This is a genomic window from Streptomyces sp. NPDC006134 (genome assembly GCF_040628835.1).
In the GTDB taxonomy this organism is placed as follows: Bacteria; Actinomycetota; Actinomycetes; order Streptomycetales; family Streptomycetaceae; genus Streptomyces.
In genome coordinates this window covers 109,303-123,261 of sequence record NZ_JBEXTV010000020.1, presented here as the reverse complement: position 1 = coordinate 123,261, position 13,959 = coordinate 109,303, and the positions used below count along the sequence as shown (strand labels likewise).

Sequence of the window (13,959 nt, the reverse complement as noted above, 5' to 3'; positions counted from 1 at the left end):
TGCCGCCCGTGGCGCGCGGCCGCGGCGCCGGGGGGGGGGGCCCCCCCGCCCCCCCCCCCCCCCCCGGGGGGGGCGGCCCGCGGCCCGCCGCTCCGGCTTCGTCAGGTCGGCTGCCCCCGCCTGCCCTGTTTGCCGTGCGTGTCTGCGCAGGGAGCGGCGCGGCAGAGGGCTCGGGATCGGTGTCGACACCGTAGTCGGCCGCCGGTCCTGCAAGGCAGGAGGCGTAGCCCTGCTCCACGGCCCGGATCTTCCAGCCGTCACCGCGGTGGTACAGCTCCGCCCAGACCACGGCAGTCTCCCCCGATGTGAAGTCAGGCGCTGTGAAGAATGCCGCCAGGGACCCGCACTGGGTGATTGTCAGCTGAGGTGCCCGGGTGAAGACGGCGCCTGGCTGCAGCGGGTCAGCGCTCACGACCACAAGGACACGGTGCGCGCCGGCCGGCAGGCAAGAAAGTTCCGCGGTGACCGCCGCGCCCGTGACGGATACACCGTCTTGTACCGGATGGTTGCAGAAGACCAGGTGGTTGCAGAAGACCAGGTGGTTGCAGAAGACCAGGTGGTTGCAGAAGACCAAGCCGTGATCGCCGCGGACCTTGCCGTCAGGGCCGAGCAGCAGTGCTGACACGTCCGCCGAGAGTCCCTGTACGGATACCGACAGCACCGTCCGCGCTGTCAGCAGCGCCGCGTTCTCGCCCTTGTGCAACGGCGTCGTCTGCATCCCTCCCCCTGTTGACCACCAGGGGAGAAACGGCAGCCGCCTATACGCCTCTGTACTGCCCCTTTGCCGTATGCCGGAAAGGTCAGTGCGGTCCCTGTCGCCACTTGCGGTCACGGTCACCTTGAGGCCGCAGGTGACGAGGAAGGCGGCGGCTGCGGGGCCGGACGCCGCTCGGTGCGGGTGCCGGGCGGCAGGTACTTCGGTCGCCGGCCTGCCCGCCGCAGGACGGCGTGGGCATCCATGGACGGGCCGGTCGTTCAGCGTCAGCTGGGGCAGTCGGGCTTCACGCTGGTGGAATCGGCGGCGGACAAGTCCGGCCTGGGCCGGCCTCGGCTGGGCTGGTATGGGACGGTATGGGCAGATGTAGAAGGCATGTGCGGGAGCAGGCCCGGCGCGGATCGCCGGGTGGCTCCCGGGCTTCTTCCCGATCGGCTCGCTCTTCAAAGTGACAAAGCGGACGGTCGAGCTGTCCGGCCCAGGCTGCCCGGTCGACTCCGTCGACGGGGATGTCGGCGGCGTAGAGAGACAGGGGTTGGTCTCCTGGCCGGACCGGAGGGGGCGCGCTGGGCGAAGCGTCCGATCTGCGGGTCGCAGGAGCGGGCGCCCGTCTTGTACGGGCCCGTCGGGTCGGGGCGCGTACCGGCACAGCGGTGCGGCTGGGGCACCGCCTCGGTGGGGGTGGAGCGGGGCGGGCCGGTCGGGCCGTAGGCGGAGGCATGGGTACTTCCGCCCGCCGGTCCGGAGCAGTGGCACGGCTCGGGAGGCTGTCCCAGCCGTCGGGTGGTGGTGGCGGGATGCCCCGCCTCCCCGCCCTCAACGGCAGGAACGGCTCGGCTGGGGCGGGTCCGGCTGCTGACCCGTCCGAGCACTGCTGGCGGTGTCCGCGAGCACGGCGAGGCGGTGGCTGCCCCTGCGCGAGGATGAGGCGGTGGGGGACGGCTTGGACGTGGCCGGTGATTCGAGCGGTGCCGCACCGGAGCTCGCGCGGGAGCCGCCAGGTCATGAGGGCCGCCATGGCTTGCTCGCCGAGCGTGCGGATCTTCGCGTGAGGGCGGTTGACGGCCCTCTGGCCTGTGGGGAGCTCGTCTTGGCGGTGGTGGCAGGGGACGCGAACAGCGTGGCCGGCGCCTTGGTACGCCTTGTCCGCCCAGCAGACGACGCCGGTGGGCCGAGCGCGTCCAGGAGGCCACGGGTGCGGGTGGCCCTGATGTCGTGGGCCGCACCGGGCAGGGCCGGTGCGGCCCGGACCGGCTTCCCGGACGGGTCGGTGAGAACCTGGCCGTTCCTGCCGTGCTTCTTGTGCTTGCCTGAAGGGAGCGGCCGATCGGCGGCGATGCGATCGATGGGCGGCAGGGTGCCGTCCAGGATGACGAACGCCTTGGTGGCGGCGGTGGTCATGGCCCGCTGCAGAACGGGGGTGAGCGGCCCGGAGAACGGGCAGCCCACTCGCGCTGTCGCCGCCCCGGGCCTGCTCACCGACCGGATCTCCGCCGCCGAGATGGTGATCAACCGCGCCGCCGACCCCGCGGCCTCATCGCCGGCCCGCGGCCCGGCACGCGGCCCGACCGGGGCCCTTTCCCGGCGATGGAGTGCCCTGGGGCGGTACGCGGCCGGCACGTCACCGCCGTACGGCTGCTCGGCGGGTTCTTCCGGAGCGAGGAACCGGGAGACCCGTGGAACCAAGTGCGAGCCGAGTCGCCGGCAATACCGGGATTCCGGTACAGGACCCCACCATCCGGGAACACGCGCGCGAAGAGATCCCATCCCGCGCATGGACCGGCCAGGTTCGCTCCCCTCGTCGAGGAAGAGCCGGCCGCGGTCAACTCGGTGGTGGGGCACCGTCGGGGCAGCGCCCCACGTCCACCGGCGTGGCGGAGGAACCGATCGACGAGGGGGGCGAGTCCGGAATCGACGGCCCCGCGCCCCGGAAGACCCGGGCGGGCACGCATCGGCCGCATCGGCCACATCCCGCTGCCGGTGACCCGCCGTCGCGGGCACCGCTCAGGCGCCGGCCCGGCTGCACGGTCCGGCGCGGACCCTGGACCCCGGCGACCGAAGCGGTGCCCCTGCGAGGCCGGCCCGGCCGGTCGTTGCGGTCTCCATGTCACTCGGTAGGGTGGGCGGGCTCCGGAGCACCGGAGTCCGATCTGACACAACATACGGGGTGGGGATTGTCCAAGCACCGGTTGTCCAAGAAGAACCGTTACATCGCCTTGGCCGCGACGGGTGTCGTCGTCGTGGCCGGCGCCGGGATCGCAGCGCAGACCTCGATGGCCGCCCCGGCGTGGCCGGCGCAGAAGACCTACACGGGCCGGGCGTTCGACACCTGCACCGCGCCCTCGCTCACCGCGATGAAGGCGTGGAAGAAGGACGCCTACTACGGCGGCGTCGCGGTCTACGTCGGTGGCAAGAACCGCGGCTGTGCCCAGCCCAACCTGACCAAGTCCTGGGTGAAGTCGGTCAGCACGCTCGGCTGGCGGGTCATCCCCCTGTACGTCGGCGCCCAGCCGCCCTGCCAGAAGAGCAGGAACAAGGAGAGGTTCACCGCGGCCACCGCGGCCTCGGTCGGGGCGAGCAACGCCAAAGACGCGATCGCCAAGGCCTCGGCGCTCGGCATGAAGGCCGGCAGCCCGATCTACCTCAACATGGAGTCGTACGACATCACCGACAAGGCGTGCAACGACGCCACCCTCACCTACGTGCGGTCCTTCACCAAGACGCTGCGAGCCAAGACCTACCGCGCCGGCCTCTACGGCTTCAGCAGTTCCAGTGCCAAGGCGATCGCCACCGCCAAGGACCGCACCGACCTGCCGGGCAACCTCTGGTACGCCCTGTGGAACGGCCAGGAGACCACCACCAAGGACTGGCCCTGGAACCCGAAGCTGTACACCGGCCACAGCCGCGGTCACCAGTACAAGGCCAACAGCAAGGAGACCCGCGGCGGTCACACCATCACCGTCGACCGCAACGCCTGGGACGCCCCGGTCGCCATCATCGGCTGACCGACGGACCACAGGATCGTGTCCTATGCGGCGGGTGGCTCGCGGGCCGCGCATGGGGCGGGGTACGGGAAGCCGGCACGTTCCGGACGGGCTGTGGGAGATCGCGAAGCCGTTGATCCCGCCGTCGAAGGCGCGCCCGCAAGGTGGCAGCACGCAGGACACGTCTGATGAGACGCTGTTCGCGGCGACCGTCTACGTGCCGGTCAGTGGCTGTTCCTGGCGGGCATCGCCGCCCTGCTTCGGGATCTCGAAGCAGGGCGCCCATCGTCGCTTCCCGATCTGGTCGAGGGCCGGTGTCCGGGGCCGCCTGCACGAAGCGGTACCGCACCGGCTCGACGATGTCCCCTGGCCGATGTCACTCGCGTCGTCCTCGGCCCTGCTCACGTCCGGACCGAAAAGGGGACGGACACACAGGCCCGGGCCCCGTGGACCGGGGCGGGACGACGCCGGTGGGGTCCTGCGGCCCTTGCCCGTGGACAGGCCGTCCCGGTGCGTCCCCTCGACGGCGCGGACACCGCGGCCGACCACCCGCCGATGCAGGGCCGGCACGGTCTCGCCACTGGTGTCCTCGATGGCCAGGTCCTGCATGACCTGCGGCTTCGTGGCCCGGACCGCCACCGGTCGGCGGTGGCGAATCCTGCGGGCGGGCACCGAGGAGAGGTTGCCGCCGAAAGCGTCCGGACAGTCCTCGCCGGCACCGGCCCACTCCGGCCAAGCGGCAGAGCGCCGATCGCGACACTCCTCAGCGCCTGGAATCCGGCACGTGTGCGGTGTCGGGAAGGGAACTTCGGCTCCGTCCTCGGTATACCAGTGGCCACAACGAACTGCGCGACGAAGAGGAAGAACCACCATGGCGCTTCAGCGGATGGACAATGTCGGCATTGTCGTCGAGGACCTGGAGGCCGCCATCGCCTTCTTCACCGAACTCGGCATGGAGCTCGAAGGCACGGCGCGGATCGAGGGCCTCTTCGCGGACCGCACCGTCGGACTCGAGGGCGTCCGCAGTGACATCGCGATGATGCGGTCCCCGGACGGCCACGGCAGGCTGGAGCTGGTGAAGTATCACACCCCCGAGGCGATCGGCGCCGGGGCGGTCAATCCGCCGCCCAACACTCTGGGCCTGCATCGTGTCATGTTCGCCGTCGACGACATCGACGACACCATCGCCCGGCTGCGTCCCCACGGCGCCGAACCGATCGGCGAGGTGGCGCAGTACGAGGAGAGCTACCGGCTCTGCTACCTCCGCGGCCCCGCAGGCATCATCGTCGCCCTGGCCGAACAGATCAGCTGACGATCCGCCACGGCCGACCTGCGCCCCGTCGAACGATGCGCTGGACGGGCGAGGACGGCGGGTGACGGACACCCCTTCAGTCCCTTCTCCGAAGCGGGCCGGTGACGCCCGACGCCAGGTCGCATAAGGAACAAGGAACAGGGCCGCGCGGCCGTCGGCACTGCACAGCGCGGCACTGCACAGCACGGCGCGGATAGCCTGCGCGGATGAAGCGGATGAAGCGGATTCAGCGGATTCAGCGGGCCGCCGGCGCGGTTGCCGGCTCAGCGGTGGGTGACGCTTTGGGTGGTCCCTTCGAGTTTGCGCCCCGGGGAGCGTTCTCCGCGCGGTTTCCCGCGCCTGGTGCCGGTGGCGAGATGTGCGGAGGCGGTGGCTGGGACCCCGGCGAGGCCACTGACGACACACAGATGGCCGTCCTCGTGGCGGAATCGCTGCTGGAGCGGGGCGGACTGGATCTGCCGGACATCTTCGCCCGTTTCCAGCAGTGGGCAGCATCAGAACCGAAGGACATCGGCCTGCAGACCGAAGACGTCCTGACCAACGGCATGCCCTGGGACCTCGCCGCCGCGGTCCATTTCCAGGTCGACCACCGAGCAGCGGGAAACGGCTCCTTGATGCGGGCATCGGCCTCCGCGGTCTACTTCGCCGCCGCCGGCCAGGAAGCCACCATGGACGCGGCCCGCCGCATCGCTGCCCTGACCCACGGTGACCGCGCGGCCTGGGAAGGCACCGCGATCTTCCACGAACTCATCCGCCTTTCCTTCGAGGACACCGCCCCCCTCACCGCACTCCCGGACATCCCGGCCCTCGTCCACCCCGACCACCGCGGCCGCTACGCCGCCGTCCTCGCGCCCGGCTGGCACCCCGATCAGGCCACCGAGTTCAACGGTGCCGTCTGGCCCTGCCTGGGCTCCGCCGTCTGGGCCCTGCGCACCACCGGCAGCTTCGAGGACGCGCTGCGCGCCGCGATCGACCTCGGCGGTGACACGGACACCGTCGCCGCGGTGACCGGTGGCCTCGCGGGGGCGTACTACGGGCTGGACGCAATCCCCGCCCACTGGACCCAGCCGCTCCATGTCCCCCTCCCGGGGTTCGATGGACGGGTGCTGCACCTGGCAGATCTGCTCCACCTTGCCCACCGCCTCGGAAGCTGAACCGGGCCCTGCTCCACTACGGCACCTCCTACGGCCTCCGGTCCCCAGCCGCGGTCACCTGACCAGCGGCTCCGCAAGGAGGACAACTCGATCAGCTCCGGCATCGAAGCCGAGCACCGGATGGCCACAGGCACCCTCCGGATCCCTCAGCACCGGCTTGCCCGACCGCCGCCCGATCTCCAGCAGGAAGCCGCAGAACGCATCAAGTGGCCCCTGCCCCTGCAACTCCCGCAGATCGACGTCGAAGCTGTCCGGCACCAGGGCTCGGCGCAGCCCTGTTTCCTTTCGGTCAAAGGCACAGGGGCACCTCCCGCCGGGGAGAAGGCGCGGCAGTCCTTGGGGCTGTTCACGTACGACTTGCTCCTCCGACGGACGGAGGACGGAGATCCCGGCGTATGCTCAGCCGTCCTCGTCAGCCGGACACGGGCCGGACCGCCGCGCCATTCCTCCCCTGCGGATCGTCCAGGACGGCCTCGGCTCGGTGGGCAGCGCGACGCCGGCGTCGGCCTCGTCCTGCGTCCGGTCGTGATGTCGAGCGGCGGTCCGTCCAACGGCCCGCCGACCGGTCCGGCGTAGCGCCGGTCCGGTCGCGGGCCCGGGTCGTGGCCGGCGCCGTAGACCCGGTGGCGCAGCAGCTGCTCGTCGTCACGGTCCATCCATTCAGCTTCGCCGTCGCCACCGGCAGCCGGGGCCGACCGTGACAGGCGCGGAAGCCGGAGAGCCGGGTGCCGCCGGTCTTCTGCTCGGGCACGGCCGGGTCCCGCTTTTGCCGCTCGGACTCGTCGTGTTCGGACTTGTCATGCTTGGATTCGTCGTGCTTGGACTCGCCGTGCTCGGACTCGCCGTGCTCGGACTCGTCGTGCTCGGCTTGCCGTTCGGCGGTGGCGGCCCGCTGTCTGCCGTCCTCGCGCAAGTGCGGCCAGGTCTCCTGCGGGACGTCCCGGAGGGAGACCTGGCCGCGGCGCCCGGACGGGCAGGCCGGACGGGGAGGCCGGTGTCAGCGGAACAGTCCGGCCGGCACCGCGCGGGCCAGGGCCGCGTAGCCGGCCGGATTGAGGTGGAGGTGGTCACCCTCGTCGTACAGCGGGTGGAGACGGGCCGGAGCGTCCGGGTCGCGGACGGCCCGGTCGAAGTCGATCACCGCGTCGAAGACCCCGCTGGTGCGGATCCAGTCGTTGACCCGCTGCCGGGCCGCCTCGCGTACGCCGCCCGGGTCGTCGTACATCTGGTTCCCGCCGATCGGGGTGAGGGTGGCGCCGTGGACGCGGATGCCCTGGGCGTGGGCACGGGTGACGATCTGCCGGTAGGCGACGATCAGGTCGTCGGCGGTCCGGCGCTGGGCGGTCTCGGTGGCCTCGGCGGTTCCCAGATCGTTGATCCCTTCGAAGACCAGCAGCCACCGCGCCCCGCTCCGGGCGAGGACGTCCCGGTCGAGGCGGGCGAGCGCGTTGGGGCCGAGTCCGTCGTCGAGGACGCGGTTGCCGCCGGCCGCCTGGTTGACGACGGCGACGTGCGAGGTCGCCGCGGTGGCCGCCAGGCGGTCCTGGAGCAGGTCGGGCCAGCGGTTGTTGCCGTTGGTGGTGGAGCCGCGCCCGTCGGTGAGGGAGTCGCCGAGCATCACGGCGGCCGCGGCGCGCGGGTGCGGCGCCCAGGTCTCGGCGCCGCTGAGGAAGTACCAGTGGTCGGTCCCGGTGGCGCCCGGCAGATCGGTGGCGGTGGTGTGATCGCCCTTGGCCAGGTACGAGGTGGTGCGCGATCCCGGGTGTGAGGTGATGGACGACGACGCCTGACCGTCGGCGAGATACACCGTCACCGTCAGGTTGGTCCGGGCCGGCACCTTCATGTCCACCGGGTCGGAGACCATCTGCGCACCCGTCGGCACGACGACCGAGGAGCGTCCGCCGAAAGTGACCGGCCGGGACGATCCCGGCTCGATCCGGGCGACCCCGGCGGCCCCGTCCTCGGGCAGCGCCACCGAGACACGGGTGATCGGCAGCGCCGCCCCGCCGAACGCGTTGGAGAACCGCAGGCGCAGCTTCTCGCCCCCGATCGTCGTACGGATCGTCTGCCGCAGGGTGCTGTCGTCGAGGACCAGCTCGTCCTCGGTGAACGGGGCGGGCGGCATGTTGTGGGGCTCTGTCAGCTGCGGCATGGACGTCCAGGTGTCCACCCAGTGGGCTCCGCCGGATCCCCCTCCCGGCTCGAATCCGCTTCCGGAGTCCTGGCCGGGGGCGCCGACCGCCGAGACGGTGGTGGTGACGGCGACGGCCACGCCGGCGACCACGGCCGTGCGCACCAGTGGCGCGGTCCTGCTCACCAGCCGGGTCAGCACCCGGCGGGATCTTTCGAGTACGGAGGTCATGTGATTCCCCACGTCGCGGCTCCGCGTCCCCGCGCCGGGGCCGGAGAGCGACGCGGAGGACGCCGGTCGAAACTTGCCGACTGCGGCCCGAATGTTTCTGCGACGGAACCTACGGAGCAACGAGGCAGGAGTCAACAAAGTGAACACGGCCAGGAGTTGAGGCACGGTGGCACGCGGTCACCGGAGGAAGCCGAAGGCTCCGGCGAGGGCCCCTGGTCGGCCGTTGACTCGCACACCACCGTGCGCGGGCCCGGTCTCCCCTGCCGGGAGGCCGGGCCCGTCGGTGCTCGCGGCAACGGGTCACCCGGCGTCGGCGAGCCCTTCGGTCCGGTCGACGATCCGGCAGCCGGGACGACTGGTCCAGTACCGTCGATTTCGTCGCGTCCCGGCCGAGCCTGAGGCGGATCGCCGGCTTCACCTGCGTGGCCACCAGAACCAGAACCGGAATCGTCTACGTCGCGTTCGTCGTGGACGTCTTCCCCCGAGCGATCGTCGGCTGGTCCGCAGCCACCGACACAGACGGGCCGAGCTCGCCCTCGACGCCCTCGACGCCCTCGACGCCCTCGACGCCCTCGACATGACCTTACGGCGCCGCGACCGCGCCGGAACTCCCGCTGGGCCGGGCTGGTTCCTCATGCGGATGCGGGCAGTCAGTACATGTCTTCCGCATTCACCGCACGCCTCCCCGAGGCCGCATCGGCGCCTCGGTCGGCACCGTCGGTGGTGCCCTGGACAACGCACTCATGGAATCCCGGATCGGCCTCTGCGCAACGGAGCCGATCGAACCCTGCCGGCCCTGGCACGGCCTGGCCGACATCGAGCCACTACGCTCGACACCAGCCCCGACCGGTGGCTGGAGGCAGCGTATGAAGTCTCCACCGAACCCGGAGTGGTTCAGTTCGGTCCGTTCCAGCAGCTCGGAATCCACGCACCGGATCGCAGGAGGCCGACCGGCCCCGGCGAGCAGAAAGCAGAGAACCGTCCGGCCCGGTCGGGCGATCCACTCCTCGGACAGCCGCCCACGACCAGCGCGAGCGCCCCAGCAGTCGACCACACCAGCCTTTCGGCCTGCGTCTTCGGACCGGTGGAGACTCAGTGCACGACATCGTCGGTGCGCACCAGGCGCACCCGGCGGCCGGTCTCTGGTCCACGACACGAGTCCGGCTGCCGATGGTGGTGCGCACGCTGGTCGTCCTCGCGCGCCGGGTGCGGTCCACCGGCATCAACCGGGTCGGCGTAGCGGTCCGCTCCGCGCCTTCGCCCTCCGGATCAGCAGCACGGAGGACAGCGGAGACAGCAGTCGTGAAGGGCCCTACGAGAAACTGAGTCCTCGTGAGGCCCTTTGCGGCCATGGCGCAACCCGCATCCGGAGGAACGCCGCATGAGTGACGGAATCGCCTGGATAGGCGCACACAGCACCACAGACAGTCCAGCCGCCCTGCCCGGCATGCTCGGAGGGATATCGCTGACCTGCGCCCGCGGTATCGACGCGGACGAGTTCCTCATCGCGCTGGGCGCCGACCTCGACGAGCTCGCCGGCCGTATCCCCTGCAAGGACCTCGTCGTGCTGGCGAAGCGACGAGGTGACCGGTCACCTCACGTGCATCGCGCGATGTACGGGACGTGCGGCGACTGGGTGTACGTGCTGGAGGACTGGGGCATGGCGACGTGGGCCACCGGCTACCGAACGGTGGAGTCGATGTGGCCCGCACCGGACGAGGAGATCGTCTGCGTGACGATGAACCGGTGGAGCCCACCGCAGAGGATCATCCATGTGCCGGGAGACGTGCCCGCCCGGCAGGCCGAGTTCGGGGAGGACACCGGGGAGGACTCGGCCCTGGACGCGGCGCTCCACGCGGCCGGCGCGGTGTTCCCGTCCATCGGAGAGGTGGGTGAAGCCGCCGTGGTGGCGTACTACGAGGAGCACGGGTCCCGGCTGCCCGTAGCGGTGTTCACAGCCGTCGGCGACCACTGCGGCCTGTCCATCGATCAGGAAGCCGTCCGGGCCGGTGACCTTCCCGCGGTCCTGCTTCCCATGGCCTGACCACCCCGCGACGGTGCAAGCGGGTGGTCGGGGTTACTGCCGGGCGGCTCCCCCTCCCTCTCTCCCCGCCGCCCAGCCGGTCGAAGCCGCGGATGAGGAACAGTCGCACAAGGCCCTCACCCGCTACGGCCGCGTCGAGCTTTTGCGCATCGACGAGCTGGGCTGCACGGAACCCGCCCGGCGTGGCGCCGGACTCCTCTTCCAGGTCCTGGCCGAACGCCCCGCCCAGGCAGGCCGGCCCAGGCACCCGCCCGACGGCTTGCCGGCCCTCACGGGCAGCGGGCCGTCCCGCACCGCCCTCTCACCCGGACACGGGCTCCGCATCCGTTGCCAGACGGGCATGGAGTTCCACGTCGAAGCGGACACCGTCGTATTCGAGCTTCTGCCGTTGCCGCCCTTCCACCGCGAAGCCGGCGGCGCGAGCCACTCCGCACGAGGCCGGGTTGTTCATCCGGTGCCCGAGCTCCAGCCGGAAGAGTTCCGCATCGTCGAAAGCCCAGCGGGCCACAGCACGGCAGGCGCGGGAAGCTGTACCCCGGCCACGAGCCGTCGCCGTCGTCCAGTAGGACACCCACCCGACGGCATGACGCCGATCCACCGAGCCGACGCATACCTGGCCGAGAACGAGGCCATCGCCGTCGACGACGGCGAAGGAGTAGGCGGAGTCCGCAGCCCATTGGTCACCACGAGCTGTTATCCACCGCTCGGCAGCCTGGACGGAATCAACCGGCTCGATGGACTGTCCACGCATGAGCGGATCCGCGAACGCGGTCATCACCGCCCAGGCATCCTCGGTCCTCCACCTCCGCAGCACCAGGCCGGAGGAGGCATCCACACGATCGCGCACGACGCGAGTCTTCCTCGGCCGGCATCGCCTGTCACGTCGGTTTTCCCAGCGGTGGTCCCCTCAGGGGCCGGGCTCCTGTCAGGGACGTGACCCGGCTTCCATCACAGTGAGTGGCTGTCATTTCTCGTCGGCACCAGTGCGGTCGGCGTGCGGGGCCGGTGGCCGACACGACACGAACGGCGACCAGGTCATCGTGGCCGGTGGCCTCCGGGTCCGGGGAGGAGACGATGGCCATGTGCTCGCCGTGACCGTCCCGGCGCCAGGCCGGCGCGGTCTGCGCCGCCAGGTCCAGGGTGGGCACCACGAGCAGCACCAGCCGTGAGAGGGCGTCGGTCTGGTCGGCGGACAGCGGCCGCTTCCCGGGCCGGCCTGGTGCGGGAGCCACGCCCTCCCCCTGGACGAGGTGGCCGCCGCCCTGGACGTGCGGCGGGCGACCGTCAGCGGCTGGGGATCGGGCAAGACCGGGCCACGGCCGCCGGAACGGGAGGCTCGCCGCCGAAGCCCTCGGTGAGGTCTGCTTCCGCGACAACGGCCGCCGCGCCCACGGCCTGGAAGTGGAGTTCACCGGCCTCGGGCACCTCGAGTCCGAGCTGTACGGGTGCGGTGCGGGTCTCCCGAGTCCGGGCAGTCGATGAGCCGAAGCGCGGTAGTGGTCACACAGGCAGGCGTGATGTCACCGATGTGACGACTACATCGGCCAGGCGCGCATGGAGCGCTTGCGGGCCGCGACGATGGCCGCTGGCGCAGCGACAGAGGCGAGGGCGCCGCACAGGACGGCGAGGACCGGGTAGCTGGTGATGGCGACGACGACGCCGGAGGCCAGACCGCCGACAGCGCCCGCGATGGCGAGGGCGACGTCGACCAGTCCCTGGACCTTGGCGCGGGTGGCCAGGGGCGTGCTGTCGGTGACGATCGCGGTGCCGGTGACCAGGCCGAAGCTCCAGCCGACGCCGAGCAGCACGAGGGCGAGGGCGATCAGGGTGAAGGAGTGGCCGGGCGCGAGGGCGGCGACTGCTCCCGCGGCGAGCAGTGTGCCGGCCGTCACCGCGCTCATCGCAGTGGCGCCGAATCGGTCGACGAGGCGGCCGGCCAGTGGCGACGGCAGGTGCATGGAACCCGTGTGCAGGGCGATGACCAGGCCGGACGCGGCGGTGCCGAAGCCGTGGGCGTGCATGTGGATGGGGGTCATGGTCGTCACGGCGGCCATGACGAGCTGGCTGAGGACGAGGACGACGACGCCGGCGGGCAGGCCGGGGCCGAACCGGGAGCGGGCATGCGCGGGTGTGTCCTCGTCCGAGGCCGCGGGCAGGGTGCGGGCGAGCAGCAGCGGGTCTGGGCGCAGCCATACGAGGAGGGTGAGTGCGGCCAGGGTGAAGGCGACTGTGGAGAGGAGGAACAGACCGGTCAGTTCGGGCAGGTGGAGCGCGGTCGCGAGGTGTCCGGCGGGGGTGGTGAGCAGGGGACCGGCGATGCCGCCGGCGGTGGTGGCGACGATGACGGTGGAGGTGGCGCGGACGCGTTGACGGGGTGCGGCGAGGTCGGCTCCCACGTACCGGGCCTGGAGGTTGGAGGTGGTGCCGGCGCCGTAGGAGATCGAGCTGGTCTTCGACGAGATCAAGACCCACCAGCGCGGCCGGCCGGTCCTCAGATCGCAGACCCCGGACGGAGTCCGGCAGGAGATCTACGCGCACCTGATCGTGCACCATGCCACCCGCGAGCTGCTGGACGAAGCCGCCCGCCTGCACCGCAGTACGGCAGAGCGGACCTCGTTCACCCGGGCCCTGCACGTCGTCCGCCGCACGGCGATCTCGCCGAGCGGCTTTTCCCCCCTCCGCCCGCAGACGTGACCGGCGCCTCGGGCTCGCCGAGATCGGACACAGCCTGTTACCCCGCCGCCGGCCCCGCAACTGCCCTCGCAAGATCCGCTCGTGCATCACCGGCTACGGCAGCAAGGCCTCTGGAGAACCCGCCAGCCACCGCCGTTCCCCAGTCGTCGTCACCCTGAACCACCGATGACACGACCACTAAAGCAACGGCATTGTGGTGTGGGACGTGCGAGGAGGAGATCTCAAGCGGGCAGTTTCGTGTCGATGACGAAGCTGATTTCGACGACCTGGCCGGGCAAGGTCAGTTCGGTGACCCCCAAGACCGTGCTGGCCGGGCGGTGGCCGCCGAAGTACTCCAGGTTGCCCTCCGCCGTCGCCGCGGCGTTCTGCCGCAGGTTCACCACGTACAGGGTCTGCGAGACGACCTGGTTCCGGGTGGCGCCGTAGTGGTCCAGGACTTTGTCCATGTTGGCGTGGGTCTGCTCGAGCTGGGCGGCGAAGTCGCCCGCGTGGAGGAACTCGCCCGCCTCATCGAACGAGAGCTGTCCGGAGACGTGGATCAGCTCGCCGGACTTGATCGCCTGTGCGTAGCCGAAGTCGCTCTCGGCCGGCACGCCGTAGGTGAAGACATCCATGGTGTCCACAGTGCTCGCCCTTCCGTTCTGCTCTCTTGTGGTTACTCGGAAACCGTAGGAGAGTAAAGGCCGACCTGGAA

General features: G+C 71.1%; 12 protein-coding genes and 4 pseudogenes. 7 read left to right on the top strand and 9 right to left on the bottom strand.

Translation table 11 applies throughout. The features are described 5' to 3' along the window. Together ABZ340_RS15985 and ABZ340_RS15980 are read right to left on the bottom strand one after the other, a co-directional pair. The coding region (locus ABZ340_RS15985) for a TerD family protein (RefSeq protein ID WP_358782376.1) at window positions 1-718 on the bottom strand (718 nt) is incomplete at its 3' end. A gap of 934 nt (window positions 719-1,652) precedes the next feature. Beyond that, a pseudogene (locus ABZ340_RS15980) lies at window positions 1,653-2,119 on the bottom strand (transposase family protein); the annotation flags it as partial. Between the two features lie 770 nt (window positions 2,120-2,889). Here ABZ340_RS15980 and ABZ340_RS15975 point away from each other — a divergent pair. From ABZ340_RS15975 to ABZ340_RS15960, 4 genes and pseudogenes are all read left to right on the top strand, one after another. Further along, the gene (locus ABZ340_RS15975; RefSeq protein WP_358782375.1) at window positions 2,890-3,720 is read left to right on the top strand and encodes a glycoside hydrolase domain-containing protein; all 831 of its coding nucleotides are present in this window, start codon (window positions 2,890-2,892) and stop codon (window positions 3,718-3,720) included. Between the two features lie 52 nt (window positions 3,721-3,772). After that, window positions 3,773-4,157, top strand: a pseudogene (locus tag ABZ340_RS15970) (transposase); the annotation flags it as partial. 413 nt (window positions 4,158-4,570) lie between these two features. Beyond that, the gene (locus ABZ340_RS15965) at window positions 4,571-5,011 is read left to right on the top strand and encodes a VOC family protein (protein ID WP_358782374.1); all 441 of its coding nucleotides are present in this window, start codon (window positions 4,571-4,573) and stop codon (window positions 5,009-5,011) included. Between the two features lie 224 nt (window positions 5,012-5,235). Then, window positions 5,236-6,165, top strand: a complete 930-nt coding sequence (locus tag ABZ340_RS15960) for an ADP-ribosylglycohydrolase family protein (RefSeq protein WP_358782380.1) — start codon at window positions 5,236-5,238, stop codon at window positions 6,163-6,165. 54 nt (window positions 6,166-6,219) lie between these two features. On the opposite strand, the pseudogene ABZ340_RS15955 reads toward ABZ340_RS15960, so the two are convergent. The 3 genes and pseudogenes from ABZ340_RS15955 to ABZ340_RS15945 all read right to left on the bottom strand — a co-directional run. Continuing rightward, window positions 6,220-6,411, bottom strand: a pseudogene (locus tag ABZ340_RS15955) (hypothetical protein); the annotation flags it as partial. A gap of 166 nt (window positions 6,412-6,577) precedes the next feature. Beyond that, window positions 6,578-7,078, bottom strand: a complete 501-nt coding sequence (locus ABZ340_RS15950; RefSeq protein WP_358782381.1) for a hypothetical protein — start codon at window positions 7,076-7,078, stop codon at window positions 6,578-6,580. Between the two features lie 84 nt (window positions 7,079-7,162). After that, on the bottom strand, window positions 7,163-8,527 hold the full coding sequence (locus ABZ340_RS15945) for an SGNH/GDSL hydrolase family protein (RefSeq protein WP_358782373.1): 1,365 nt from the start codon (window positions 8,525-8,527) through the stop codon (window positions 7,163-7,165). Between the two features lie 1,381 nt (window positions 8,528-9,908). On the opposite strand from ABZ340_RS15945, the gene ABZ340_RS15940 reads away from it, so the two are divergent. After that, on the top strand, window positions 9,909-10,571 hold the full coding sequence (locus ABZ340_RS15940; protein WP_358782372.1) for a hypothetical protein: 663 nt from the start codon (window positions 9,909-9,911) through the stop codon (window positions 10,569-10,571). Between the two features lie 73 nt (window positions 10,572-10,644). Further along, window positions 10,645-10,791 (top strand): annotated as a pseudogene (locus tag ABZ340_RS15935) (AAA family ATPase); the annotation flags it as partial. An 81-nt stretch (window positions 10,792-10,872) separates the two neighbouring features. On the opposite strand, the gene ABZ340_RS15930 reads toward ABZ340_RS15935, so the two are convergent. The 3 genes from ABZ340_RS15930 to ABZ340_RS15920 form a co-directional block, all read right to left on the bottom strand. After that, a complete protein-coding gene (locus ABZ340_RS15930; protein ID WP_358782371.1) occupies window positions 10,873-11,418 on the bottom strand; it encodes a GNAT family protein in 546 nt (181 codons plus the stop codon). 31 nt (window positions 11,419-11,449) lie between these two features. Continuing rightward, on the bottom strand, window positions 11,450-11,803 hold the full coding sequence (locus tag ABZ340_RS15925; RefSeq protein ID WP_358782370.1) for a hypothetical protein: 354 nt from the start codon (window positions 11,801-11,803) through the stop codon (window positions 11,450-11,452). Between the two features lie 303 nt (window positions 11,804-12,106). After that, window positions 12,107-13,036, bottom strand: coding sequence for an MFS transporter (locus tag ABZ340_RS15920; protein WP_358782369.1), 930 nt, complete (start codon window positions 13,034-13,036; stop codon window positions 12,107-12,109). 79 nt (window positions 13,037-13,115) lie between these two features. On the opposite strand from ABZ340_RS15920, the gene ABZ340_RS15915 reads away from it, so the two are divergent. Beyond that, a complete protein-coding gene (locus ABZ340_RS15915) occupies window positions 13,116-13,265 on the top strand; it encodes a hypothetical protein (protein ID WP_358782368.1) in 150 nt (49 codons plus the stop codon). Between the two features lie 221 nt (window positions 13,266-13,486). On the opposite strand, the gene ABZ340_RS15910 is transcribed toward ABZ340_RS15915, so the two are convergent. Next, complete coding sequence (locus ABZ340_RS15910) at window positions 13,487-13,888, bottom strand: RidA family protein (RefSeq protein WP_358782367.1); 402 nt, start codon at window positions 13,886-13,888, stop codon at window positions 13,487-13,489. Window positions 13,889-13,959: the final 71 nt, after the last annotated feature.